We start from the raw sequence: 24,485 nt of genomic DNA on the forward strand, positions 1-24,485 counted from the left end.
CTACTCTCAATCCGCCTTCACAAAATCCTTGGCGATGATCGTATTGGCATCAAAGCCCTTGTCAGCAAAGCCCTGCTCCTGGAGCCATTTGATCTGGTTATCGACGTTCTTGACGTCGAGCTTGCCGTCCGGATCGATGTAGGCACAGTTGCCGACCACCTGCTCGACCGGCAGGTTGGTGTATTTGGCGATGATCTCCAACAGCGGCCTTGTCTTGTCGTTGATCGGGGCAACACCGTCCTTCATCGCGGCAAGGATGACGTCGTGATATTCGCGATCGGCCCTGGCGAGCACATCGAGAAATTTCGTCACCAGCACCTTGTTGGTCAGCGTCTTCGGCGAGGCGAATACAGCGCCCAATTGCCAGGGCGTCTCGTCGCCGACCCAGCCCAGGAATTTCGCGCCGCCTTCATCCATCAGCTTTCGCGCGGTGGAGATCGGCAGCAGCGCCGCGTCGACGGTCTCGCCCTTCAGCGCGGCGGCTGCGTTCGACAATGACTGCAGCGGCACGATCTTCACCTCGGCGAGCTTGAAGCCGTATTTGTCGGCGAGCAGGCCGAGCGAATAATGGAAGGATGATCCGACCTGGGTCACCGCGATGCGCTTGCCCGCGAGGTCCTTCGGCGTCTTCAGGCCGCTCGCATAGGCGTTGTTGCTGGCGAAATAGCCGATCAGGGGATAGCCGGCCCTTTCGCGGCTCATGCCGCCGATCACCTTCAGCACGCCCTTGCCGGCGAGATTGTAGAGGCCGGCGGTAAAAGCCGTGACGCCGAAATCGACGTCGCCCGAGGTCGTGGCGACCGCGATCGGCTGCGCCGCGTCGAAGAATTTCAGCTCGACGTCGAGGCCGGCTTCGCGGAAATAGCCCTTGTCCTGCGCGATGAAGACCGGCGCGGAGGACGACAGGCGGAGCACGCCGATCCTGGCCTTCAGTGCGTCTTCGGCCCGGGCCGTGCCCATCGCCATCATCGCCAAAAGGCCAGCTGCGGCAAGCCGCGCAATCCTGATCATCCCGCTTCCTCCAATGGTTCTTCTTGCAGTCCGTTACAGGCCCTCGGGCACCGGCTGGTCCCGCCCGATGAAGGCGCCCTGTTGTTTCAACGTTTCCTGCAATATTTCAACCGGGATTTCTCGTGGAATCCGGTTTCCGGACAGCGCCAGGGCGGCTGCGGAACCGGCTGCCTCCCCCATCACGAAGCAGGCCCCGGAAACCCGCGCCGCCGACTGCCCCTCATGGGTCATCGAGGCGCAGCGGCCGGCGACCAGGAGGTTATCGACGCCCTCCGGCACCAGCATCCGGTACGGCAGCTCGTTATAGCCGCGCGATTCCGGGATCGGCGGGAAGGTGAAGACGACGTCCCCGGGGACGTGGGCCTCGATCGGCCAGCCATTGACGCCGATGGAATCCTCGAACGAGGCGCAGCCGAGCACGTCCTCGCCGCTGAGCTGGTAGCCGCCCTTGATGCGGCGGGTCTCGCGGATGCCGAGTTGCGGCGGCAGATCGACGATGTAGGATTTTTCAAACCCCGGCACAGTGCGCAGGAATTCAAAGGCTGCGAGCGCCTGCTTGCGGCCCTCGATCTCGCCGCGGGTGAGATCGTCGGGCTCGACGCCGTTGATGGCGTGGCCGTCCTCGCGCGCGATTTGGGTGAAATTCACCCGCCATTCGATGCCGGATTTTTGCGGCCGCACGATCGCGCTCTTGCGCGGGAATTTGTGCGTGCCGGCGGCGGTGGCCTGTTCCATCAATTGCGGGATGGTCCGCCAGGCATCGCCGGCCTTTGCGGGGTCAATGCCGTTGAGACGAAGCATCATCGACGGGTACATCGGATGGCCGTGCTCATCGCCGATGTCGAACGGCGCGCCGGCCCAGACTGCGAGATCCCCGTCGCCGGAGCAATCGATGAAGATCTCTGAGCGCACCGCCTGCCGGCCCGCCTTGGTCTCGACCATCAGCGCGTCGATGCGGCGGTCATCGCCCATCACAACGCCCGCGCCGAGTGCGTGGAAGAGGATGTGAACCTTGTGGCTCACAAGCAGCTCGTCGGCTGCGATCTTGTAGGCCGCGGTGTCATAGGCCTGGGCAAACACCTTGCCGAGGATCAGATGTGGCGTGTTGAGGCCGTTCAGATGATCGATCCGCGCCAGCAGGTCAGACGCCATGCCCTGCACCAGCCGGTGGGCCTGGCCAAAGACATTGCCATGCAGACCGCAGAAATTGGTGACGCCTGCCGCGGTGCCCATGCCGCCGAGAAAGCCATAGCGCTCGATCAACAACGTCTTTCGTCCGGCACGCGCTGCGGATGCCGCCGCCACAATGCCGGCCGGGCCGCCGCCGAGCACGACGACTTCGTATTCGCCGTAAAGCGGCACCTGGCGCGCTGGTTCTTCGATCGTCGTGGCCCGCATGGCGCGTCCTATCCCTGAAAATCTCTTGCTTGGCCCGACTATGAATTAACGCGAGGCAGGCTACAATCCACCAATATACGCGATCAGCTTTCTCGAATCGAGAAAGGTCGACATGGATATCCTGGTAAACCTCCAAGCGTTCCTCGCCACGGCAGATGCAGCCGGATTCTCCGCGGCCGCCCGAAAACTCGGTGTCTCGACCTCTGTGGTGGCCAAGCGCGTCACGCAGCTGGAAGCGCGGATCGGCACGCCGCTGTTCCACCGCTCGACCCGGCAATTGCGGCTGACCGACGCCGGCCAACGCTATGTGCATCGCGCGCGCGGCGTGGTCACCGACGCCACCGATTTGCTCTCGCGCATGGGCGAGAAGGGCCACGATCTCGTCGATCATCTCCGTATCAAGGCACCGACCTCGCTGACGGTGGCGCGGCTTGCCGATGCCTTCAGCGCGTTCCAGACCCAGAACCCGCGATTAAAGCTCGAGATCGTGCTGATCGATCGTCCGGTCGATCCCGTCACCGAAGGCTTTGACATCGCGATCGGCGCCTTTCCGCATTCCTTCGGCGGTGTCGTCGACGAGCCGCTGTGCGCGCTGAAGCGGCTGCTCTGCGCCTCACCGGCCTATTTGAAGAAGCACGGCACGCCAAAGCATCCGCGCGACCTCGTCGAGCATCGCTGCCTCAGCTTCCTGCCGACCGGTCCGGAATGGATCTTTGACGGACCGCGCGGCCGCATCAGCATCCAGGTCAGCCCGCTGTTGTCCTCCAACGAGGGACATGTGCTGGCGCGCAGCGCGATCGCCGGCAACGGCATCGCGCTGATATCGCACTATCTCGTCGCGGATGCCTTGCGCGACGGCACGCTCAAGCCCGTGCTGCGCGATTTTCCAATTCCCGAGCTGTGGGTGAAGGCCGCGATCCCCGAGCGGCGGCGCAATGCGGCGGCAGTGCAGGCGCTGCTGGCGCTCCTCAAGACGTCACTCGCTACGTCGCTGTGAGGCTGGCCGCGCAACCGTCACGTCTTCCCGCCGCCCCAGTTCGCCGCCCGCTTCTCGGCGAACGAAGCCAGCCCCTCCGCCGCCTCCGGGCTCTGGCGCTTGAGCGAATGCAGTTGCACGAGCCGCGCGTACGCCGCATCGTCCACGGCCATTCCGCCGAACGAGCTCTCCAGCGCCAGCCGCTTGGTCTCGGCCACGGCCTCCGGTCCGTTGGCGAGCAGCTGCTCGACCACCTTGGCGCCGGCGGTTTCGAGATCGGCGAGCGGCACGACGTCATGGACGAGGCCGATGCGGCGGGCGTCTTCGGCGCCGAAGCGTTCGCCGGTCAACGCGTAACGGCGGACTTGCCGTACACTCATGGCATCGCAGAGCTGGGGGATGATGATCGCGGCGGTCAGACCCCAGCGCACCTCCGTGATGGAGAACAGGGCGTTGTCGGCGGCGATCACGACATCGCAGGCCGAAATCACGCCGGTGCCGCCACCAAAGCAGCCGCCCTGCACCAACGCGACGGTCGGGATCGGCAGCGTGTTGAGCCGCTGCACGGCCTCGAACGTCGCCCGGGACGCCGCCTCGTTCGCATCAGGCGATTGCGGCCGCACGCCATTGATCCATTTGAGGTCGGCGCCGGCCTGAAAGTGCTTGCCGTTGCCCCGGAGCACGACAACACGGAGGTTGGGCTTTTTGCCGAGATCGTCCATGGCCCCGAGCACACCGGCGATCAGGGCGCCGTCATAGGCGTTGTTGACCTCCGGGCGATTGAGCGTGACGGTCGCAACCCCGCGCTCGTCGAGGGTCCACAGGACAGGGCTGGCAGTCATCGGCGATCCTCCGGTCTTATTGGTTGCCGCGCACTATGGACGAGGCTGTAGACCCCGATCCATATCTTTCCGGCGTGGGGCGGCCGCGCCCATCGCATGGCGGCTTGTGTCATGCTGCGGCCGGGCGACGACCGAGAGACCAGGCAAAGCGATCAGGGACGGGACATATACATGCGCATCTGCATTTTCGGCTCGGGTGCCGTCGGAAGCCATCTCGCGGTCAGGCTGGCGCGCGCCGGCCACGAAGTCTCATGCGTGATGCGCGGCGCGCATCTCGAGGCGGTGCGCGCCAATGGCCTGAAGTTGCGCGTCGGCGATTCCGAGGTCTCGGCCAAGGTGAACGCCTCGGGCGATCCGGCCCAGCTCGGCCCGCAGGATGTGGTGATCTCGACGCTCAAGGCCACGGCGCTGACCGGACTGGTCTCCAGCATCAAGCCGCTGCTCCAGGACGACACCGCCATCGTATTCGCCCAGAACGGCATTCCCTGGTGGTACGGTATCGGCCTGCCGCCGCGACACCCGACGCCGCCGGACATTTCCTTCCTCGATCCAGGTGGACGTCTGCGCGCCTGCATCCCGAAGGAGCGGATCATCGGTGGGGTGGTGTTCTCCTCCAACGAGGTGACCGCGCCCGGCGTCGTGCAGAACCTGACGCCGGACCGCAACCGCCTCCTGATCGGCGAATGCGACGACCGCAATTGCGAACGCATCACGAAACTCCGCGGCGTCTTCAACGACGCCCGGCTGGAATCGCCGCCGGTGGCCGAAATCCGCGAGGCGATCTGGTCAAAGCTGCTGACCAACATGTCGCTGTCGGTGCTGTGCCTGCTGACCGGACAGACCGCGCGCGGCGTGCGCGACGACCCCGCCTTCGCCGAGGTCATTCCGCGCATGCTGAACGAGGCGAACGACATCGCGCAGCACTTCATCCCCGAGGTCAAGCGCGTCACACGCAGCGGCCCCGCCCCCAATCACAAGCCATCGCTGCTGCAGGATTACGAACTCGGCCGCGCCATGGAGATCGACGTGCTGGTGAAGGCGCCCGCCGCCTTCGCGCGCACCGCCGGCCTGTCGACGCCGACGCTCGACCTGATCGCTGCACTCGCAATCCAGAAGGCGCGCGACAAGGGGCTTTATTCAGCCTGAGCCTCAGGCGAGTTGGTCAATCCAGGCCGTGAGCGTGTCGAGCACCTCTGTGAGCGCCTCATCGTTGGTGCGGCCGGACTTCTTCAGCACCGCGAAGGAGTGGTCGCCGCCTTCGACCTCATGCAGCGTCGCCTTGGCGCCGAGCGCCGCGACGACGGGCTTGATAAGGCCGAGGTCGGCTAGCTTGTCGCGGGTGCCTTGCAGGAACAGCATAGGAATCTCAACCTGGGCGAGGTGCTCGGCCCGTTCCGTCGAGGGCTTCTTGTCGGCATGCAGAGGAAAGCCGAGGAAGGCGAGCCCTTTCACGCCGGGCAACGGCGTCTTCGCTTGCGCCTGCGACGTCATGCGTCCGCCGAACGATTTTCCGCCGGCAACGAGCGTCACGCCGGGGCACAGCCGCGCCGCCTCCTCGACCGCCGCGCGGATGGTGGCGTGCGCGACCGCAGGCTGGTCGGGACGGCCCTGCTTGTTTTCCATGTAGGGAAAATTGAAGCGGAACGTGGCGATGCCACGGTCCGCGAGCCCCGCCGCGACCTTCTCCATGAAGGAATGCCGCATGTCGGCGCCCGCGCCGTGTGCCAGGACGTAACAGGCGCGCGCATTGGCTGGCTGCATCAATGTCGCCGAGACCGTCCCGATCCGTTCGATGTCGAGCTTGAGCTCTGTCGCCTTGGCCGTCATGATGCGTTCACCCCTCGATCTGCATCTAGCGGCGTGCGTCGCCCGCCGGCCAGAGATAGTTCAGGACGTGATTGAGCGTCGTCATGATCTCGCGGTATCCGGCCTCGCTGCTCAGCGAGCCGAATTTCTCCTCCAGCGCAAGCTTGGCAAAACCGTGGACGGTTGACCAGGCCGCCGCGGCCGCGGTCTTCGCCTCTTTCGGCGTCCCGCCGACGAGTTCGGCGATGATGGCCTCGAACTCGCGGCCAGCCGCCCTGCTCGCCTGCCTGAGGCGCGAATCGTCCGCGACAAGGCGTTTGTTGGCAAACATCATCTGGAAACGACCGGGATGCCTCAGCGCGAATTCAACATAGGCGAGGCCCTGGGCGTGGAGTTTTTCGCGCGCGCCCTGCTTGCGAGACGCAGCATCCCGCAGCGCGCCGGCAAGCGCGTTATAGCCGCGGATCGCCACCTCCGTCAGCAGGCCCTGCGCATTGCCGAAATGATGTGACGGCGCGGCCGGAGACACGCCGGCGCGGCGGGCGGCCTCGCGAAGCGTAAAGCCTTCGGCGCCGTGCTCGGCAAGAATGGCCTCGCTCGCCGCAATCAGGGCCTCCTGAAGCTCGCCATGATGATAGCCGGCTTCGGGCTTCGGAACCCTGGGGCTCGGCTTGGCGCGCGCGGGCGCATTCGGTTTTGTCATGCCTAACTTGACACTGTTCAGATTGCGGGCTATCCATCTTAACACTGTTTAGATGGAGCGGCCGGGAGTTCGAAATGACCGAAATGCAGCATAGCACCGCAACCTCCCGCGTAAAGCGGCGTCATCTGGTCGGCGGTGCCGCACTCGGCATGCTGGCGAGTGCCATCGGCGGCCTTGCCGGCGGCATGGCGCTTGGCCAGGGCGCGACGCTGCCGCAGCAGAAGCCAAGCGGCAAGCGCCGCTTCGCCGACAAGACCATCATCGTGACCGGCGGCACCTCGGGCATCGGCCGCGCCGCCGCGTTGATGTTCGCCGCCGAAGGCGGCAGGGTCGTGTTCTGCGGACGCAATGTCGAACGCGGGGCCCGGGTCGAGGAGGAGATCAAGGCGGGCGGCGGCAATGCGTCGTTCGTCCGGGCCGACGTCCGCAACGAGGCCGAGGTCAAGGCCCTGGTCGACAAGACGATCGATCTTCATGGCCGCCTCGACGTCGCTTTCAACAATGCGGGCATCTCCATCGAAAAGCCCCTGCATCAGTACAGCGCTGCCGAGTTCGATGACGTGATCAATACCGACCTGCGCGGCGTTTTCCTGTCCATGAAGTACCAGATTCCGCACATGCTGCAGAACGGCGGATCGATCGTGGTCACCTCGTCGTCCAACGCCATCGCCACGACGGCGAACCGCTCCGCTTATTCCGCGGCCAAGCGCGGGCTTGTCGGCATGGTGCAGGCCGCTGCACTCGAATATGCCCAATACGGCATCCGCATCAACACCCTGATCCCCGGCACCACGGATACCCCGTTCATCCGCCGGCTCGCCGGCATGGAAAATCTTCCCGATGCTGCCTGGCACGTGGCCATCGCGCAATGGGCCAAAACCCATGTTCCGGGAATGCAGCGCGTGGCGAGCGCGGAGGAGGTCGCGGCGTTCGCACTCATGCTCGCCTCGGACGATCATCCCTACGCGACCGGCGGCCAATTCATCATCGACGGCGGCAAAACCGCGCAGGCAGGATAGGCCAACGGCCGGCGCAGCCTCAAGACACAATCATGGGCGGCCGCCGCTGGCGTAGCAACGCGGCGGGCTTGCGCCCGCCGCTGGCCTTGTGGCACGGCTGGGCGAGCGCATCGCCATCAACGACCGAGGCCGCCATGTCCTACCGCTCCTCCTGGATGACCGAAGAGCTCGACGTCTTCCGCGACCAGTTCCGGAGATATCTCGCCAAGGATCTGGCGCCGCATGCCGGGAAATGGCGCGAGCAGAAGATGGTCGATCGCTTCGCCTGGCGCGGGCTTGGTGAAATGGGCGCGCTGCTGGCGAGCGTCCCGGAGGAATATGGCGGCCTGGGCGCGACCTTCGCCTATGACGCAGCCGTGCTGGACGACCTCGAAAGCACCGTGCCGGAGCTGACCACCGGCGTCTCCGTGCACAGCGCCATCGTCGCTCATTACATCCTCAACTACGGCTCGGAGGAGCAGAAGAAGCGCTGGCTGCCGAAGATGGCCTCGGGCGAGATGGTCGGCGCCGTCGCCATGACCGAGCCCGGCACCGGCTCGGACCTTCAGGCCGTGAAGACCACAGCGAAGAAGCAGGGCAATTCCTACGTCATCAACGGCCAGAAGACTTTCATCACCAACGGCCAGGCGGCCGATCTCGTCATCGTGGTCGCGCGCACCGGCGAGCCAGGTGCCAAGGGCATTTCGCTGATCGTGGTCGAGACCGCGGGCGCGGACGGCTACAAGCGCGGGCGCAACCTCGACAAGATCGGCCTGCACGCTTCCGACACGTCGGAACTGTTCTTCGACAATGTGCAGGTAGCCCCGGAAAACCTGCTCGGCAAGGAAGAGGGTCAGGGTTTTGCCCAGCTGATGCAGCAGCTGCCGCAGGAGCGCCTGGCGCTCGCGGTCGGCGCCGTCGCCTCGATGGAGCGTGCCGTCAAGCTCACCATCGAATACACCAAGGAACGGAAGGCGTTTGGCAAGCCGCTGATGGATTTCCAGAACACCGCCTTCACGCTGGCCGAGCGCAAGACCGAGGCGATGATCGCGCGCGTCTTCGTCGACTGGTGCATCGAGCGCCTGGTCGCCGGGGATCTCGACACCGTCACCGCGTCGATGGCGAAATACTGGTGCTCGGACAAGCAGGTCCAGACCGCCGACGAGTGCCTCCAGCTGTTCGGCGGCTATGGCTACATGCAGGAATACCCGATCTCGCGCATCTTCATCGATTCCCGCATCCAGAAGATCTATGGCGGCACCAACGAGATCATGAAGCTGCTGATTGCAAGGTCGCTGTAGTCGGCTATTTCGTCGATGGCCTCTTGTAGCGTTTCGCATAGTCCGGCGTGGAGATGCCCGGCTTGAGATCTCCGCAATTCCGAGGCTCGCCGGCCATCAGCTTCAGCGGTACGACACCGGCCCAGACGTCCAGGGCATGGTCTTCGTCGGGATCGACTACGCCGTGATTCCGAATCTTCGCCGAAGCCTCAGCAATGGAAAAGCGGAGAAAGACCGTTGCGGCCAGCTCCTTTTTCTTCGGCGGACGAACGATGTGGCCCGGCATGATATCTTCGACGAAGGCTGCGACCAGGCGCTCCTTTTCGTCGTTGTCCACGATCTTCTCCGCTGTGCCGAAGATCATAACGGATCGATAGTCCATGCTCATTCCGAACCCGGACCTGCCGGCCACGACGGAATCGACCAGCGTAACGGTGATGCAGGCAGGCGCACCATCCGCCAGGGCGGTCAGAAGCTGGTTGTTCGGACTGCCGTGAACATACACATGCTCGCCGATCCGGATGATCGCTGTCGGAATGACGCGCGGCCCAGCCTCCGTGGCGACGCCGATGTGGCACACCAACGCTTCATCAAGGATGTCGTAGATGACCTGGCGATCATAGGCTGCGCGCTCGGGGCGCCGGCGCACGCGAGTCTTCTCCGTGGGGGCGATGGTCGTCACGACATATCTCCTACGCGGGCTGATGGGCCATCATGGGCTTGCTGTGCGTGAGGTGATCGCCCTCGTAATCGTTTCGCTCGTCGACGCGCTTTCCGGCGATATAGGCCTGGATTCGGTCATGGAGCGACACGGGCACCTTGACGCCCTCTTTTGCCGTTCGCTCGCGCGCCTCGTACCTGCGATCGGAGGGAAGTCTCGCCCCGTCCTGCTCCAGCATCCGCGAGAACAGCATCTCTGAATGCTTGAGCTGCGCGATACGGTCGCCGTTTTCGACACATCGGACCGGGTCGATGGCGATGATCAATTCACCGCCGCAGGGAGCGCCGGTGTTCGCCTTGTCGCGCTCGCCGGCCTCGAAGCTGAGGACGTCGCCGACCAGCGGCCCGGCCAGCAGCTCGACCATCATAGCGATGTTCGAGCCCTTGAAGCCGCCGAACGGCAGTTGCGCGCCGGCGAGTGCCTGAGCCGGATCGGTCGTGGGCCTGCCGTCAGGACCGATGGCCCACCCCTCCGGAAGCATTTTGCCGTCGCGCAGTCGAAGCTGGATTTCTCCTCTCGCGGAGGCGCTCGACGCCTGGTCGAAGACTACGGGCGGCTTATCATGGCGCGGCCAGGCGAATGCCATCGGATTGGTTCCGAACAGCGGCTTCGTTCCGCCCGCGGGCGCCACGTAGGGGCTTGCCGCGACAAACGCGAAGCCGACCAGTCCGCGGTCGGCCAGCCGCTCGACCTCCGGCCATAGCGCAGCGACATTGAGCGCATTCGTCACCGCAAGCACGGCAATGCCGTGCTCCTTCGCCTTGTCCGCCAAAGGCTGGTCACCGCGTTCAAGCGCCAGCGGGGAGAAGGAGTATTTCGCATCGACCTTGATCACGCTCGGCGTCAGCTCGACAAGAGAAGGCTCTGCCTCTCCGGACGCCTGCCCCGACAACAGGCCGTTCATGTAGAACGGCAGCCTGAACAGGCCGTGGTGACGGCACTCATCCCGCTCCGCCGCAGTGACGGTATTGGCGATGGCCTGGGCGTGGATCTCATTGAATCCCTGCGACAGCAAAGCCGCCTTGGCCGAGCGATGGACGTCGCCGAGCGACATCTGAACGAAATTTTGCATGGAGCCTGCTCCTTGTGTGGCGGCCGGAGAGCAACCCGGCGACAAAGTTCAATATCCACAAATTTGCATGATATGCAAATTCATTCAAGGCAATTTGCGTCCAAAGGACGGGCGGCAGGCCGGCAAGGCTCAGGAGGACTCGATCAAGGCGACTTGGCTGGCGGCAGGTGGATGACGTCGGACGGTGTCACCACCATGAGCATCTTGGCCGGCTTCTTGCCGACATTCCTGCCCATGTGAGGCTTGTCGCCGAGCAGATGGACGCAATCGCCCGCGTCCAGCGTCAGCCGATCGGACCCGATCTGGAATTCGATCCGGCCCTCGAGGATATAGAGGACTTCCTCGCCTTCGTGCGAGAGGAGCTTGACGTCAATCTCCGACGTAACCGGAAACTCGAGCAGAAAGGCGTTGAGCTTGGGTTCAGTCAGGTCGCCAGAGAGCCAGTGGTAATCGTAACCATTTGCTGACATTTGCTCTGAATCGTTGCGGTCCTTCTTCCTCGACACCGAATAATGCTTCGGGACGTAGGCCTCGTTGGTGTCCTCGAAGAGGTCCCGCAGAGGAACGTTCAAACGGGTCGCGATCGAGATGAGATTCGCGATGGAAGTCGCGGTCTCACCTCTTTCGATTCGAGAAAGATAGGCGGCCGACAGATTGGTGTCGGCCCCCAATTGCTGCAACGTGAGTTTACGAAGTTGGCGCGCCTCTCGAATTCGAAGTCCGAGCTGACGCGCGACAAATCGCGCCTGATCCAACACGCGCTCCCTAGCCTCTTGGAACGTCTCAAGGTTGGCTCTAGAGGCAATTTGCCGGACATGCAAGATTAGAGAGGCGTCTACGGATCTTCGGCCACAGGCAGTTGTCGCCTGTTATTTGCGAACCAGCGGGCACTCGCTCTGCTCAAGGCTCGGGAACGCCTGATCCGCGGGAATTGTCGCCAGAATCTTGTAGTAGTCCCAGGGTGCCTTGGATTCCGACGGCTGCTTGACCTCGACGAGATACATATCGTGCAGCATCAGCCCGTCCTCCCTGACCTTCCCATTCCGCGAAAAGATGTCGTCAACGGGAAGCTCCTTCATCTTGGTCATCACAGCCTGTCCTTCGTCGGTCTGCGCCGCCTCGACCGCTCGCAGATAATGCCGCACCGCCGAGTACACGCCGGCTTGAGTCATGGTCGGCATGGCGTTCCGCTTTGCGAAGAACTTTTTGGACCACGCCCGCGTCTCCTCGTTGCGGTCCCAGTAGAACGCCGTCACGAATTTGAGGCCCTTGGCGGCCGCCAGGCCAAGCGAATGGACGTCGGTGATGAACACGATCGGCGCGACAAGCGATTGGTCGGCGATGCCGAATTCGGCGGCCTGCTTGATGCCGGTCGCCATATCCGCGCCCGCGCTCGCCAGAGCGACGACTTTTGCCTTCGACGATTGCGCCTGTAGCAAATACGAGCTCATGTCTGAGGTATTGAGCGGATGCCGGACTTCGCCCAGGACCTGCCCTTTGCCTTCCGAGACGGCCTTGCGGATATCGGCGGCAAATGCCTGTCCGAAGGCATAATCCACCGTGACCAGGAACCAACTGCTGTAGCCCGATTTCACGAGCGCCTTCGCCAGTCCGTATCCGTTCGAGTAGCTGGTATAGACCCATTGGGCTGATGTCGCCGAGCAGGACTTGCTAGTGAAATCCGACGAAGCCGCCGCGATCAGGGTGACCTTGTCACGATCCCTGGCCAGCGATTGAACCGCGAAGCCCACGGACGAATTGGAGAAATCGGCGATCACGTCGACGCCGGCGCGATCGAACCATTCGCGCGCCTTCGCAAGCCCGATATCCGCCTTGTTCTGGTGATCGGCAGACAGCAGCTCGATTTTCTTGCCAAGGACGGTTCCGCCGAATTCGTCGATGGCCATCTGTGCAGCCACGACGGATCCCTGCCCGGAAAGGTCGGCGTAAGGCCCCGACTGGTCGTTTAAAATGCCGATCTTGACGACATCGTCGGATATGCCGGGCCCGGCAAACGCCGGAAGGGCCGACAGGACCAGCGCCAGCCCTCCGAGGGCCGCGCCGCGTGCGAAATTCGTTCTGAACATGGATCAATCCCTTTCTATCCCACTGGACAGCATCTTCTTACTGCAAATTTGCACTATATGCATAATTGCACAAAGGACATTTTTTGGGCGGCATGTCCAAAGATATGGCGCTGGGCAGGATTTTGACGGTCCGGGGGCACCCCGCATCAGCGGCTCGCGCAGATCCCCCGCGCAAATTTCACGGGCACGGACCCAGTGCGGCCGACCGGCTGTCGGCGGCAGGCGCCGCGCCTTTGCAATTCTATCGCGAGCAGGTTTAGGCGCCGCTGACCCGCGCCCTCACCGGCTGCGCCAATCCCGCGGCCGGCATCCAAAGCGCTGCTTGAAGCGCCGGGCGAAGTGGGAGAGATCGGAAAACCCCCAATCGAAGGCGATCGTGCCGATCTCGCGGCCGGCAAGCGCCGGATCCTTCAGCTCGGCCGCAGCGCCATCAAGGCGGCGAGCCATCACATAGTCCGAAAACGTCGTGCCGGAGCGCTCGAACAGCTTGTGGACATAGCGCTCGCTGATGCCGACCGCGCCCGCGACCGCCGCGACCGTCAACCCAGGCTCGCGCAGCCGCTCGTGAATGGCCCGGCGTAGCGCCAGTACGGTGGCATCCGCGAAGTCTGCGGCTTCCGCCGTCTGCGCCCGCGAACGTCGCGACAGGCTGAGCGCAACGAGGTCGAGCAGCACGTCGAACAGCCGAACGCTGTCCTCCTCCGCCATCCGCAATGCGCCGGCATTCAGGGAGCGCGCGGTCTCGATGATGAGATGACCGACATGGGGATCGTCGGAGACGCGCTCGGCCCTGAAATCGAACGAGGCCGGCAGCCGGTCGCGCAAGGCACGCGACGGCACCCAGAACGAAGCGACCTCCAGCGTCGGACCGCGATCGTGCAACAGCGTCACCTCGCGGTCACTGTCGACGATACCGACCTGGCCCCGCGACAGGCTGACCTCGCGGCCGTCCTGAAGCATGCGGCAGCGCCCGGCGAGCTTGAAGTTGAGATAGAAGCAGCTCTCGCGCGAGGCTGCGATGTCGGCACTTGAACGATTCACGGTGTGCTCGGGAAACACCACCCGGTTGATCGCGCCGGCGCCGAGCCCGATCGTCTCCACCTTGGCCGGGAAGCGTGACGTCGTCGCCGATTCCGGCGTCAGGTTCATGAAGGCCTGGCAGATCGCCTCGCGGTAATAGGAAAACTGCTCGTCCAGCCGCGTCTCCGCGGTGTTCCAGATGACGTGCCGCGGCCGGCTTGTAGGATCGACCTGCTGCATCGGTTCACTCCGAGACCAATCCGGTTCACTTCCAGCCAAGCGGAAATTGGCCCGCCGGTTCACGCTTCGCACAACAAGAATTGTCTCCCGCGCCTCGCGAGCGCCGCAAAGGACCCAATTCATGTTGATCTAACCACATCCTGCGGAGGAGCCACAACATGTCGTCCTACGTTCTCGTCCACGGCGCCTGGCATACCGGTGCCGAGCTCGAGCCTGTCGCGGCCCCGATCCGCGCCGCCGGCCATCAGGTCTACCTGCCGACCATCAAGGGCAACCGCCCGGGTGACGCCAAGACGACGGGGCTTAAGGAAGCGATCCAGTCGATCGCCGACTATCTCGCCGAGAACAATCTGAAGGACGTTATCCTGCTCGGCCATTCCTATGGCGGCATGATCATTACCGGCGTCGCCGATCTCGCGCCCGAGCGCATCCGCCGCCTGGTCTACTGGAACGCCTTCGTGCCCAACAATGGCGAGTCGCTCAACGACATGGTGCCGCCGCACTATATCGGCCTGTTCGACGCGATCGCGGCCGAACGCGGCGACGGCTCGGTGGTGCTGCCGTTCCCGATCTGGCGCGAAGCCTTCATCAACGATACGGATCTCGAGACGGCGCAGCGCGCCTACGACGTGCTCAATCCGCATCCGCTGAAGACCTTCAGCGACAAGATTGCGCTCAAGACCAACCCGGCCGAGATGCCGCTGGCCAAATCGTACATCAACTGCACCGAGGACACCGCGCTGCCGCACAGCTATGGCTGGCATCCGCGGCTCTCGGAGAAGCTCGGCCTGTTCCGCCTGGTGCAGGTGGCGGGAAGCCATGAACTGTGCTTCTCCGATCCAGCACGCCTTGCCAAGGCGATCATGGAAGCAGGACGCGACTGACGCGCGCCAGTCCAAGGCAAGACGACTTTTGGCGATTGCTGCATCGCAGGCTTCGGCGGCACAGCCCTTGCTCGGTCTACCAACGATTTTCAGATTGGTGGGAGCAAGCCTGCTTGTCACGCCTCGCTCCCCGCCATACGCTGCCCCGTCATCGACAGCCGCCATCTGATCTCGTTTGCATCGGGAGAATTGCGAATGGTTCACGTCTCGCGACGGAAACTGCTTCAGCTTGCGGCCGTTGCCCCATCGGCACTTCCCCTGGCCTGGTCGTCGGCTGCATCGGCCGCGAGCGGAAAGAAAGTCCTGACTGCGGTGATGCAATCGGACCTTCGCGTCACCGACCCCGGCTTCACGACGGCCATCATCACCCGCGACCATGGCTACATGGTCTACGATACGCTGCTCGGCATCGATTCCAGCTTCAAGGTGCAGCCGCAGATGGCCGACTGGACGGTGTCCGCGGACAGGCTGACCTACACCTTCACCCTGCGCGACGGCCTGAAGTGGCATGACGGCGCGCCGGTGACGGCGGAGGATTGCGTCGCCTCACTGAAGCGCTGGTGCACGAGCGTCGACGGCATGGCGCGCAAGCTGGTGGACTTCACCGCGGGCATCGAAGCCGCGGACGGCAAGACGATCGTCCTCAAGCTGAAGGAGCCCTATGGCCTCGTGCTGGAGACGATCGCCAAGCCGTCGGCCGTTGTCGCCTTCATGATGCCGAAGCGGTTGGCGGAGACCCCAATCACCAAGCAGATTCCGGAGCAGATCGGCTCCGGCCCATTCAAGTTCGTCGCGAGCGAATTCCAGCCCGGCGTGAAAGCCGTTTACGAAAAGAACACCGACTATGTGCCGCGCAAGGAGCCGGCGGAATGGACATCGGGCGGCAAGGTGGTGAAGGTCGACCGCGTCGAGTGGCTGACGATGCCGGACGCACAGACCGCGCTCAACGCGCTGCAATCAGGCGATGTCGATTTCGTTGAAACGCCGCCGTTCGACATGCTGCCCGCGCTCGGATCCAATCCGGACATCAACGTGTCGATCCTGAACAAGTTCGGATTCCAGTCTTTCGGCCGGATGAACTTCCTGCATCCGCCGTTCGACAATGTGAAGATCCGCCGCGCCGCGATGCTTGCGATCAACCAGAAGGACGTGCTCGACGCGCAGATCGGCAATCCCAAATACTATAAGTTCTGCGGCGCATTCTTCATCTGCGACACGCCGCTCGCCAGCGACGCCGGTGGCGAGACCCTGGTCAAGGGCAACGGCATGGCGGACGCCAAGAAGGCGTTGGCCGAGGCCGGTTATGACGGCACGCCCGTGGTGATCCTGGCGCCGACCGACCAGATCCTGCTGAAAGCGCAGCCGGTCGTGGTCGCACAGCTCCTGCGCGAGGCCGGCTTCAAGGTCGATCTTCAGGCGATGGACTGGCAGACCGTGGTCACCCGTCGCGCCAACCAGAAGTCGCCGAAGGAAGGCGGCTGGAGCATGTTCTTCACCTACCAGGGCGCTGCCGACTCCTTGAACCCGCTGGTCAACGTCCCAATGGGCGGCAAGGGCACGAGTGGCGGCTGGTACGGCTGGTCCGAGGACCCCAAGCTCGAGGAGCTGCGCGACGCCTTTGCCCGCGCCACCTCACCGGAAGAGCAAAAGAAGATCGCCTTCGACATACAGAAGGAGGCCTACGATCAGGTGATCTACGTTCCGCTTGGCCAGTTCCAGGCGCCGAGTGCATGGCGCAAATCGCTCACCGGCGTGATCGACGGCCCGGCGACGCCGATGTTCTGGAATGTGGACAAGAACGAGTAGTCTCCCCGTTCTCACGGGAAGAGGCAAAGCCCTAATTCGGATGCCACCAGCGACCGCCGATCACGACGCCTTCGGAGACGATCTTGCGATCGCCGATCAGGTGCTCGCCGACCACGTCCTCATAGTCGAACTGACCCTGTTTCACCGAGATCAGGGTGGCGTCACCGACGCTGCCCGGCTTGAGGCTCCCGAGCTCGGGCCGCCGCAACGCCATTGCGGCGTTCTCGGTCGAGGCCGCGATCACGTCCGACAGTGACATGCCCATGCAGAGGAATTTCGACATCGTCGTCACCTGGTCGAAGGCGGGGCCGTCGATGCAGAGCTGATGAATGTCGGACGAAATGGTGTCCGGATAGAAACCGTTGGCCAGCATCGCGCGCGCGGTCTTGAACGCAAACGAGCCCTTGCCGTGGCCGATATCGAACAAGACGCCGCGCTCGCGCGCGTCCAGCACCGCCTTCTTCACAGTGCCTTGCGCGGTCGCCGGCGTGTTCGGGAACGGGCGGAACGCATGGGTCAGCACGTCGCCGGGGCGCAGGCGGGCCAGCACCTCTTCATAGGTCGGGGGCGGATGATCGATATGCGCCATCAAAGGCATGCCGACCTCGTTGGCGACCTGGAGCGCGATGTCGAGCGGCACGGTCCCCGATGTGCCCGAGGAGTGCAGTCCGACGCGCACCTTGATGCCGACGATGAGATCGCGGTTGGCATCCGCGACCTTGGCCGCATCGATCGGATTCATCAGCCGCAATTCCTCGCTCTCGCCGACCATGATCCGGTGCGAGAAGCCGAAAATGCCGGCATGGGAGACGTGGAGATAAGCGAGGATGCGGACCTGGCTCGGCTCGATCACATGCTTGCGGAAGCCCGCGAAATTACCGGGGCCGGCGCTGCCGGTGTCGACCGAGGTGGTGACGCCGGAGGCGCGGCAGAATTCCTCGGCATCGATGCCGAGCGAGGTGCCGCCCCAATAGACGTGGGTGTGGAGATCGATCAGGCCCGGCGTCACGATGAGCTGCGAGACGTCGCGGACCTCAGTCGCCGGATCCGCCTTGAGCCCGCTGCCGACGGCGGCGACCTTGCCACCCGAAAATGCGACATCCGTCACGGCATCGAGCTTCTGGGACGGGTCGACCACACGGCCGCCGCGCAGGATCAAGTCGAAAGGCATTGTCGTCTCCGGATGGGCAGTGAGGCGTGGCGGGACGTGCCGGGCCAGGCCAGGAAGGAAGCCGTTCGCTTCTAGCAATTTTTGCGCCGACGAGCCCAGCAAACCGCGACGATAGCCCATGCAAAACGCACCGTCTCGGGACCTCTTGCGGACTGCCGCTCCGACGGTTCACCGGCGAAGAACGTCAGGAGCTAAACAGTGTTTCAAGACATCGTCGATCTGGTCTGAATCGAGGAAGCTTGAGATTAGAAAGTTCATTGTTCCAACAAGCCTTGTTCCAACGCATCGGTTTGCCAGCAGCCACAAAGGCACGATCGAATGGTGATCTGGTTCATCGATCAAGCCATGCGTGAATTTGCCAACTTCCATGACGGCTCCAAGCGACCATCTCTCGGTTATCTCAGGCAGCTCGCAAGGAGAATTTCGATGGAGCCACAGACCATTCAGCGGACAACGCCGAGCGCACCTTCCGATAGGATCGGGCACCGGAAGGCAAAAGCGAACGGGCTCGATCTTCACTATCTCATCGCGGGCGAAGGGCCCGCTATTCTTCTGCTACATGGGTTCCCGCAGCATTCGCTGATGTGGCGGCGGGTGCTGGCGACGCTTGCGTCCGACCATAAGGTCATCGCGCCGGACCTTCGCGGCACCGGAGGAACGACCATCACGCCTGCAGGTTACGACAAGCGGACCATGGCCGCCGACGTGCAGCAGCTTCTAAGTCAGCTCGACCTCCAGCATATCGATGTCGTCGGCTACGACCATGGCGCCGGGGTCGCCTACCAACTCGCGGCACGCTATCCGGGTCTCGTGCAGCGGCTTTGCGTCATCGAATATGCGCTGCCAGGTTTCGGCTATGAGCAGGAAATGGCGCCGAGGCCGGATCGAAACGCGGGCAGCGCCTGGCAGCTTGGCTTCTTCACGATTCCCGAGGTGGCCGAGCACTTCATCCGAGGCCGCGAGCGGGACCTGCTGACATGGTTTTTCTGGCACGCTGCCTGCAACCCGTCCGCGGTAACTCCGGAGGACTTTGAGGAGTATGTGCGCCAGATCTCGAAGCCTGGGGCATTGCGTGCGGGCATCAACTACTACGCTGCCGTCTGGCAGGACATGGAGGACCACAAGGAAGCCTCGCGCACAAGGTTAAACATCCCCATTCTCGCGCTGGGCGGCGAGTGCAGCTATGGTGAGCATGTCTTCGACGCCTGGGAACCGCTTGCCCACGATGTGCGAGGCGGCCTCATAAGGGACGCTGGCCACTGGCCTGCGGACGAAAATCCGGCAGAGGTCGCTCGTCTTCTTCTGGATTTTTTCCAGCGTAGGGACGAACCGCCGAATCCAGAGCGAGCCCCTGGTTCGCGCCACTAAACACACGAGGAACGCGATGCGTTATGACAGCGTCATCATCGGCGGCGGATCAGCAGGCTGCGTCCTTGCCAACCGGCTCAGCGAAGCTTCGGCGCGCACCGTCCTGCTTCTCGAAGCGGGCGACGCGCCGCGCGCGACCGATTATCCGCCCGCGCTGGCCGATGCGGACAGGCTGGGCGGCGGCGCAGATTACGACTGGGGCTACCGCAGCGAGCCCGGCCGTCTCGGTTGCACGATCGCCGCCCAGGCAGCACGAGTTCTCGGAGGCGGATCGGCGATCAATGCCGCGGTCGCAAAGCGGGCGCTGCCCGCGGACTTCGCCAGATGGCGGAAGCATGGTCTCCGAGACTGGGACTTCGCACAGGTCCTTGAATGCTATCGGGCGCTGGAGAATACGCCGACCGGCGCAGATGAATGGCATGGACGCTGCGGCCCATTTCCGATCCGTCAGCCCTCGCCCGCGGACGTCGCAACACCGCTCCGCGCTTTCGTCGAGGCCGGCAGGGAGGCAGGCTTCCACGCCATCGACGACTTCAACGGACCAGTGCAGCATGGCGTCGGCATCGATCCGATGAACGTCGTCGATGGCGTCCGCCAGAATACGGGCATCGTCTATCTGCCAGATAACGTGCGATCCCGCGCCAACTTGACGATACGCGGCGGCGTGATGGCTGATCGCATCGAGTTTGATGGCTCGCGTGCAACCCGCCTCCGCCTCGCTGGCGGAGAAGCGGTCGAAGCCGATGTCTTCATTCTCTGCGCGGGCGTGTATGGCAGTCCGGCCATTCTCATGCGCTCCGGCATCGGCCCAGCGGGCGACCTCGAGAGACTTGGAATCGATGTGGTCGCGGACCTTCCTGTCGGGAGGAGGCTGCTCGACCATCCCTTTTACTACAATCGATATGCCCTGAAAGCCGAGGCTGGGAAGATGCATCCTGCCCGCGCCGCGACCATTTGGACGCGGTCCGCTGAGGCTGCTGACGGCGCGCTTGATCTCCAGGTCACGGCGTCAAACTTTGAGGGCCCCGAGAGTCCGACGAGTCGCGGGCTTACGCTCGCTGTGGCCGTGACGGAACCGAAATCGGCCGGCACCCTCATGCTGAGAAGCCGCGACCCGCTCACGCCGCCGGTCATCGATTACAATCTCCTGGCTGATCCGAGCGACCGTCGCCGCATTGTCGAAGGATTTGGATTAGCCCGAAGAATCGCTGGCTCAGCGCCGCTTGCCGAATTGATCGACCACGAACTTGTTCCTGGTGCCGAGATCATCGACGGTGCCGCAGCGTTACAGGCGATTGAGCGGGAGCTCGACACTTTTCATCATGGCTGCGGCACAGTAGCGATGGGGGGCAATCGCAATCCGAATGCCGTAGTCGACGGCGCAGGCCGCGTACGTCAGGTTGAGAGGCTTGGAGTGATCGATGCATCGATCTTCCCGGAGATTCCTTCGACGCCCACCAATCTCACGGTCATCATGCTGGCCGAACGTCTCGCGGCTGCCGCCGGCGATCTACTCCGATAGTGACGCGCCTTTGCCAGTCCGATGCCTCATTCAGTCGCTCGAAGCTCTCGCTCTGGGGGTTGAGGCTCGGCATCAACAAGCGACAAAATGGCGATCCCGGGAAGACTCGAACTTCCGACCTACGGTTTAGGAAACCGTCGCTCTATCCGGCTGAGCTACGGGACCGCGGAACCCGCTCGGCGGGTTCGGCCCCCTCATAGCAGAGCAGGATGCAGTTCGCCAGCCGCAAGGCGGGACCGGCAATCTGGCGCTCGGCTCATCGTAAACCTGCACTTGGCGGCTGTACAATCGGCTCCAAGCCCAAACTCTGGTTAGGAGCCGCCATCATGATCGAGGGCATCAGCGCCATCACTCTCGCCATCCACGACATGCACCGTGCTGTGCAGTTCTACCGCTCGCTCGGATTCGAGATCCTGCACGGCGGTGAGGCTGCACTATTCACGAGCTTTCGCGCCGGCACGGGGTATCTCAATCTGACTGTGCAGCCGGACAAGCGCTGGTCCTGGTGGGGGCGCGTCATCTTCTACGTCGCCGACGTCGACGCGCTCTACGAGCGAGCGCTGGCAGCGGGATGGCAGCCGAGCACCACGCACGCGATGCCGAATGGGGCGAGCGCTACTTTCATCTCACTGACCTCGATGGTCACGAGCTCAGTTTTGCCCGGCCGTTGTCCTGACCGGATGAGGCTGCCGCAATGTCGCTCAGCCTTAGTCTCAGCGCACTCGGCAATGTCCGCACCGAAACGCTGCGCGCGTTTTCGGCAGCAGATATGACAAAAGATCATCGGCAGGATGCTCTGACGCTCAAGCCCGCGCGAGCGCACCGGCCGGCGCCTTCGCAGGAATGATACGGAAGGCACGACCCTCCTTCATCCACGCCGCGCGCTCGTCGCGCAGCAACGTGCGGCGAACCTTTCCGGAATCGTCGCGCGGCGGCGTGCTGACGATCTCGAAACTCTCGGGATGCTTGTAGCGGCTGAGCCTGTCTTTCAGGAAGTCCGCCATGCCGTCCGCAATCGCCTGACCGTCCGCGTTCGCCTCCGGCTCGATGATGGCGTGCACACGCTGGCCCAATTCCGGATCTGGCAAGCCCACCACCACGCAGGACCGCACGCCGGGACATTCGGAAACGGCGGCCTCGACCTCGGCGGGATAGATGTTGGCGCCACCGCGCAGCACCATGTCGGCCAAGCGGTCGCCGAGATAGAGATAGCCTTCGGCATCCAGCCTGCCGATATCGCCGAGCGATTCCCAGCCGTCGGCGCGACGCTTCGGCTCCGCACCGAGATAGTGGTAGGTGGCGTCCTTGCCGTCATTGTTGAGGAAGTAGATCTCACCGGTCTCCCCCGGCGCGACGTCGTTGCCGTCCTCGCCGATGATGCGGAGCTTCGCCGTCTCGCCGATCCTGCCGACCGAGCCCTTGTGCGCCAGCCACTCCGTGCCGGAGATGATGCAGGCGCCCTGCCGCTCGGTGCCGCCATAGAGCTCCCACACCCGCTCGGGCCCGAGCCAGGCGATCCAGTTCTCCTTGAGCCAGGGCGGCATCGGCGCCGCCATGTGGAACACAGTCTGCAGGCTCGACACATCGTAAGAATTACGGACGTTCTCCGGCAGTGCCCAGATCCGATGCATCATGGTCGGAACGAAATTGACCCATTGCACGCGCTCGCGCTCGATCTGCCGCAACGTCTCCTCGGCGTCGAACTTGACGAGGCCGGTGAGCTTGCCGCCGTAGAACAGCGCGTAATGTGACACGATGAACGGCGCATTGTGGTAGAGCGGGCCCGGATTGAGCAGTGAGGCGCCGAAAGGCATGTTGAGCGGCGGCGGTGTGACCGTGTCGACGACCGCAGGATTGTGGTCGAGGATCACCTTGGGACGGCCGGTCGAGCCGCCGCTGGTCATGGCCTTCCAGTAGCGCGCCACCGGCGGGTCGATCTGCTCGCCGGAAAAACCTTCCGGCACGAAATCCGCAGGCAGCCGGTTCGGCGCATTCCAGTCGGCCTCGCCGCCGACCACCAGCGCGGGCTTGAGAATCTCAAGCACGGCCGCGGCTTCGCCGCGCGGCAGCCGCCATGACAGCGAGGTCGGCGTCGCGCCGCATTTCCAGACCGCAAAGCTGGTCTCGAAGAACGCATTGCCGTTGGGCAATCCGATCGCGACGAAATCGCCGGGCTTGACGCCCTTTGCCGCAAATGCCCGCGCGCGCCGGTTGGCGCCACGCTCGAGCTGGTCCCAGGTCAGCCGATCCTGCCCATGCTGAACGGCGACGGTGCCTTCGGGTTTGCGTTGAGCGTACCAGCGCGGCACATCGGACAGGGGCAGCAGCATCAGGCGTTTCCACTTCGTCTTCTTGGCGTCGCCTCAGGATGAGGTGCCCGCGCGACGAAGTGTAACAGCAGCAGCTGGACCTTCAAGGCGCAAGCCTTCAAAGCACAAGCATTCAAAGCACAAGCATTCAAAGCGCTCGCATCAGCGCTCCGCGCCACAGCCTGGAATATCGAACAGCGCCGCAAGCCCGCATTTCGAGGTCAGCATCTTGTCGCCGTCATGGCCGACGCCGGCGACATCCCACACGCGATGATTGGGCGTGCCGTGATCGCGCTTGGCTATCGCGTCCACATAGGCGTGGCCGCGGGCGTAGCGATAGGGACCCTGCGCCTTGGCCATGCAGCTCTTGTCCAGCGCAGGATGCTCCGGATTGGTGTCCAGGGTGCCGAGCAGGTAGATCACGTCACGGTCGACATAGCGCTGCTCAAGCGCGGCCGGCGTCGCATCGGCAAGGTAGGGCGGACGCTCGTCCATGCCGTATTTCCAATTATTGTAGCCCGAGCAGGATGCGGCGATGGCAGGCACCGGCCGCTCCGCGCTGAAATACGCATAGGACGAGGGGTTGGCGACGACGTAGCGGACGTCGATGTGCTGACGCGACAGCATCGCCTCGCCCTTGCCGGCAATGGCATAACGCTGCGCGACCTGGCCGCCGCCGGAATGACCGGCGACCACGACCTGCTTCAGGTTCGGGAAGATGCGCCGGTCGGAGAGCTTTGCCAGGATCGCGTCGAGCGCCTCGAAGGAGGACACCGGGTTCGGAGCAAGCGCGCCATCGCCGCCTTCCCAACCTTCCAATGACCAGCGCAGCGTATCCGCGGGCAGCTTGTGCGCCTCGATATCGATCTCAGCCAAAAACTGCGGGACGATCATCAGCGCGCTCTTGCCATCGTCCCCTGCCGCGACCTGCGCGGTATGGGCTGACATATAATATTCGTCGGCATTACGCAGGCGTCCGTGCAGCACGATGATTGCGCGCGAGATCGCCGGCAGCGGTATCGACCAGTCGCTGGAGAGATAGAGCGGTAACATCCCCTGGCCGCCGACCGCCAGCCGCGCATCGGCAACAACCTTCACGGGCTTGCGGTTCGGTGCATCCTCGTCGGCGGCGAGCGCGCGGCCACAAGCCAGCGACAATGCGATTGCGGCGAAACAGCTCAGCGCTCTCATGATGAACATTTCCCTTCCAGCTCGAACCGATAAAACTCTAAGCGCATCATGTGCCGCTCGGCTGTGACTCCCGCGCCACG

General features: G+C 63.7%; 21 protein-coding genes, 1 tRNA gene and 1 pseudogene. 9 read left to right on the plus strand and 14 right to left on the minus strand.

The annotated features are described in order from the left end of the window. Positions 1-6: 6 nt before the first annotated feature. Entirely contained in the window at positions 7-1,011 is a 1,005-nt protein-coding gene (locus tag FXB38_RS16320; RefSeq protein ID WP_148751884.1) for an ABC transporter substrate-binding protein, read from the minus strand. Between the two features lie 33 nt (positions 1,012-1,044). Continuing rightward, on the minus strand, positions 1,045-2,409 hold the full coding sequence (locus FXB38_RS16325; protein ID WP_148751885.1) for an FAD-dependent oxidoreductase: 1,365 nt from the start codon (positions 2,407-2,409) through the stop codon (positions 1,045-1,047). Between the two features lie 112 nt (positions 2,410-2,521). On the opposite strand from FXB38_RS16325, the gene FXB38_RS16330 reads away from it, so the two are divergent. After that, positions 2,522-3,406 (plus strand): LysR family transcriptional regulator, encoded by an 885-nt coding sequence (locus FXB38_RS16330; protein ID WP_148751886.1) that lies wholly within the window; start codon positions 2,522-2,524, stop codon positions 3,404-3,406. Positions 3,407-3,423: 17 nt separating this feature from the next. Here the strand turns inward: FXB38_RS16330 and FXB38_RS16335 are convergent, their stop codons facing one another. Then, on the minus strand, positions 3,424-4,227 hold the full coding sequence (locus FXB38_RS16335; protein WP_148751887.1) for an enoyl-CoA hydratase-related protein: 804 nt from the start codon (positions 4,225-4,227) through the stop codon (positions 3,424-3,426). Positions 4,228-4,398: 171 nt separating this feature from the next. Here FXB38_RS16335 and FXB38_RS16340 point away from each other — a divergent pair, with 171 nt between their 5' ends. Then, entirely contained in the window at positions 4,399-5,373 is a 975-nt protein-coding gene (locus tag FXB38_RS16340; RefSeq protein ID WP_148751888.1) for a ketopantoate reductase family protein, read from the plus strand. Between the two features lie 3 nt (positions 5,374-5,376). Here FXB38_RS16340 and FXB38_RS16345 read toward each other — a convergent pair whose 3' ends face one another. Beyond that, positions 5,377-6,054: an alpha/beta hydrolase family protein gene (locus FXB38_RS16345; RefSeq protein WP_148751889.1), complete on the minus strand. Its 678-nt coding sequence runs from the start codon at positions 6,052-6,054 to the stop codon at positions 5,377-5,379. Positions 6,055-6,079: 25 nt separating this feature from the next. Further along, on the minus strand, positions 6,080-6,736 hold the full coding sequence (locus FXB38_RS16350; protein WP_148751890.1) for a TetR/AcrR family transcriptional regulator: 657 nt from the start codon (positions 6,734-6,736) through the stop codon (positions 6,080-6,082). 74 nt (positions 6,737-6,810) lie between these two features. On the opposite strand from FXB38_RS16350, the gene FXB38_RS16355 reads away from it, so the two are divergent. Together FXB38_RS16355 and FXB38_RS16360 are read left to right on the plus strand one after the other, a co-directional pair. Beyond that, positions 6,811-7,755, plus strand: a complete 945-nt coding sequence (locus FXB38_RS16355; protein WP_148751891.1) for an SDR family NAD(P)-dependent oxidoreductase — start codon at positions 6,811-6,813, stop codon at positions 7,753-7,755. A gap of 134 nt (positions 7,756-7,889) precedes the next feature. Next, positions 7,890-9,035: an acyl-CoA dehydrogenase family protein gene (locus FXB38_RS16360; RefSeq protein ID WP_148751892.1), complete on the plus strand. Its 1,146-nt coding sequence runs from the start codon at positions 7,890-7,892 to the stop codon at positions 9,033-9,035. 4 nt (positions 9,036-9,039) lie between these two features. On the opposite strand, the gene FXB38_RS16365 is transcribed toward FXB38_RS16360, so the two are convergent. The 5 genes from FXB38_RS16365 to FXB38_RS16385 form a co-directional block, all read right to left on the minus strand. Then, complete coding sequence (locus FXB38_RS16365; RefSeq protein ID WP_187434920.1) at positions 9,040-9,696, minus strand: pyridoxamine 5'-phosphate oxidase family protein; 657 nt, start codon at positions 9,694-9,696, stop codon at positions 9,040-9,042. Between the two features lie 10 nt (positions 9,697-9,706). Beyond that, positions 9,707-10,807 carry an Ldh family oxidoreductase gene (locus tag FXB38_RS16370; RefSeq protein ID WP_210250916.1) on the minus strand — a complete coding sequence of 367 codons (1,101 nt, stop codon included), beginning with the start codon at positions 10,805-10,807 and terminating at the stop codon, positions 9,707-9,709. Between the two features lie 143 nt (positions 10,808-10,950). Next, positions 10,951-11,562: a helix-turn-helix domain-containing protein gene (locus FXB38_RS16375; RefSeq protein ID WP_187434921.1), complete on the minus strand. Its 612-nt coding sequence runs from the start codon at positions 11,560-11,562 to the stop codon at positions 10,951-10,953. A gap of 114 nt (positions 11,563-11,676) precedes the next feature. After that, on the minus strand, positions 11,677-12,894 hold the full coding sequence (locus FXB38_RS16380) for an ABC transporter substrate-binding protein (RefSeq protein WP_148751895.1): 1,218 nt from the start codon (positions 12,892-12,894) through the stop codon (positions 11,677-11,679). A 279-nt stretch (positions 12,895-13,173) separates the two neighbouring features. Beyond that, complete coding sequence (locus tag FXB38_RS16385) at positions 13,174-14,154, minus strand: helix-turn-helix domain-containing protein (RefSeq protein WP_148751896.1); 981 nt, start codon at positions 14,152-14,154, stop codon at positions 13,174-13,176. Positions 14,155-14,312: 158 nt separating this feature from the next. Here FXB38_RS16385 and FXB38_RS16390 point away from each other — a divergent pair, with 158 nt between their 5' ends. Further along, positions 14,313-15,038 carry an alpha/beta hydrolase gene (locus FXB38_RS16390; RefSeq protein ID WP_148751897.1) on the plus strand — a complete coding sequence of 242 codons (726 nt, stop codon included), beginning with the start codon at positions 14,313-14,315 and terminating at the stop codon, positions 15,036-15,038. A 195-nt stretch (positions 15,039-15,233) separates the two neighbouring features. Continuing rightward, positions 15,234-16,844, plus strand: coding sequence for an ABC transporter substrate-binding protein (locus FXB38_RS16395; protein WP_148751898.1), 1,611 nt, complete (start codon positions 15,234-15,236; stop codon positions 16,842-16,844). A gap of 31 nt (positions 16,845-16,875) precedes the next feature. On the opposite strand, the gene FXB38_RS16400 is transcribed toward FXB38_RS16395, so the two are convergent. Next, positions 16,876-18,015 (minus strand): amidohydrolase/deacetylase family metallohydrolase, encoded by a 1,140-nt coding sequence (locus FXB38_RS16400; protein ID WP_148751899.1) that lies wholly within the window; start codon positions 18,013-18,015, stop codon positions 16,876-16,878. A 318-nt stretch (positions 18,016-18,333) separates the two neighbouring features. Between FXB38_RS16400 and FXB38_RS16405 the strand changes: the two genes are divergently transcribed. Beyond that, positions 18,334-19,383, plus strand: a complete 1,050-nt coding sequence (locus tag FXB38_RS16405) for an alpha/beta fold hydrolase (protein WP_148751900.1) — start codon at positions 18,334-18,336, stop codon at positions 19,381-19,383. Between the two features lie 16 nt (positions 19,384-19,399). Next, positions 19,400-20,905, plus strand: a complete 1,506-nt coding sequence (locus FXB38_RS16410; protein WP_148751901.1) for a GMC family oxidoreductase — start codon at positions 19,400-19,402, stop codon at positions 20,903-20,905. Positions 20,906-20,993: 88 nt separating this feature from the next. Here the strand turns inward: FXB38_RS16410 and FXB38_RS16415 are convergent. Further along, positions 20,994-21,070 (minus strand) — tRNA-Arg (locus tag FXB38_RS16415). A gap of 161 nt (positions 21,071-21,231) precedes the next feature. On the opposite strand from FXB38_RS16415, the pseudogene FXB38_RS16420 reads away from it, so the two are divergent. Then, a pseudogene (locus FXB38_RS16420) lies at positions 21,232-21,581 on the plus strand (VOC family protein). Between the two features lie 127 nt (positions 21,582-21,708). Here FXB38_RS16420 and FXB38_RS16430 read toward each other — a convergent pair. Beyond that, entirely contained in the window at positions 21,709-23,235 is a 1,527-nt protein-coding gene (locus tag FXB38_RS16430) for an AMP-binding protein (RefSeq protein ID WP_148751902.1), read from the minus strand. A 141-nt stretch (positions 23,236-23,376) separates the two neighbouring features. Further along, a complete protein-coding gene (locus FXB38_RS16435) occupies positions 23,377-24,405 on the minus strand; it encodes an alpha/beta hydrolase (RefSeq protein WP_187434922.1) in 1,029 nt (342 codons plus the stop codon). Between the last annotated feature and the right edge of the window lie 80 nt (positions 24,406-24,485).

Origin of the sequence: Bradyrhizobium cytisi (genome assembly GCF_008123515.1) — a bacterium.
GTDB lineage: Bacteria > Pseudomonadota > Alphaproteobacteria > Rhizobiales > Xanthobacteraceae > Bradyrhizobium > Bradyrhizobium cytisi.

Bases quoted from the DNA above. Each gene is read 5' to 3' on its own strand.
- FXB38_RS16350 (WP_148751890.1), bottom strand. From the start codon at position 6,736: ATGACAAAACCGAATGCGCCCGCGCGCGCCAAGCCGAGCCCCAGGGTT.
- FXB38_RS16430 (WP_148751902.1), bottom strand. From the start codon at position 23,235: ATGCTGCTGCCCCTGTCCGATGTGCCGCGCTGGTACGCTCAACGCAAA.
- FXB38_RS16335 (WP_148751887.1), bottom strand. From the start codon at position 4,227: ATGACTGCCAGCCCTGTCCTGTGGACCCTCGACGAGCGCGGGGTTGCG.
- FXB38_RS16355 (WP_148751891.1), top strand. From the start codon at position 6,811: ATGACCGAAATGCAGCATAGCACCGCAACCTCCCGCGTAAAGCGGCGT.
- FXB38_RS16410 (WP_148751901.1), top strand. From the start codon at position 19,400: ATGCGTTATGACAGCGTCATCATCGGCGGCGGATCAGCAGGCTGCGTC.
- FXB38_RS16435 (WP_187434922.1), bottom strand. From the start codon at position 24,405: ATGAGAGCGCTGAGCTGTTTCGCCGCAATCGCATTGTCGCTGGCTTGT.
- FXB38_RS16330 (WP_148751886.1), top strand. From the start codon at position 2,522: ATGGATATCCTGGTAAACCTCCAAGCGTTCCTCGCCACGGCAGATGCA.
- FXB38_RS16400 (WP_148751899.1), bottom strand. From the start codon at position 18,015: ATGCCTTTCGACTTGATCCTGCGCGGCGGCCGTGTGGTCGACCCGTCC.
- FXB38_RS16370 (WP_210250916.1), bottom strand. From the start codon at position 10,807: ATGCAAAATTTCGTTCAGATGTCGCTCGGCGACGTCCATCGCTCGGCC.
- FXB38_RS16395 (WP_148751898.1), top strand. From the start codon at position 15,234: ATGGTTCACGTCTCGCGACGGAAACTGCTTCAGCTTGCGGCCGTTGCC.
- FXB38_RS16360 (WP_148751892.1), top strand. From the start codon at position 7,890: ATGTCCTACCGCTCCTCCTGGATGACCGAAGAGCTCGACGTCTTCCGC.
- FXB38_RS16390 (WP_148751897.1), top strand. From the start codon at position 14,313: ATGTCGTCCTACGTTCTCGTCCACGGCGCCTGGCATACCGGTGCCGAG.
- FXB38_RS16380 (WP_148751895.1), bottom strand. From the start codon at position 12,894: ATGTTCAGAACGAATTTCGCACGCGGCGCGGCCCTCGGAGGGCTGGCG.
- FXB38_RS16385 (WP_148751896.1), bottom strand. From the start codon at position 14,154: ATGCAGCAGGTCGATCCTACAAGCCGGCCGCGGCACGTCATCTGGAAC.
- FXB38_RS16320 (WP_148751884.1), bottom strand. From the start codon at position 1,011: ATGATCAGGATTGCGCGGCTTGCCGCAGCTGGCCTTTTGGCGATGATG.
- FXB38_RS16405 (WP_148751900.1), top strand. From the start codon at position 18,334: ATGGTGATCTGGTTCATCGATCAAGCCATGCGTGAATTTGCCAACTTC.
- FXB38_RS16340 (WP_148751888.1), top strand. From the start codon at position 4,399: ATGCGCATCTGCATTTTCGGCTCGGGTGCCGTCGGAAGCCATCTCGCG.
- FXB38_RS16345 (WP_148751889.1), bottom strand. From the start codon at position 6,054: ATGACGGCCAAGGCGACAGAGCTCAAGCTCGACATCGAACGGATCGGG.
- FXB38_RS16325 (WP_148751885.1), bottom strand. From the start codon at position 2,409: ATGCGGGCCACGACGATCGAAGAACCAGCGCGCCAGGTGCCGCTTTAC.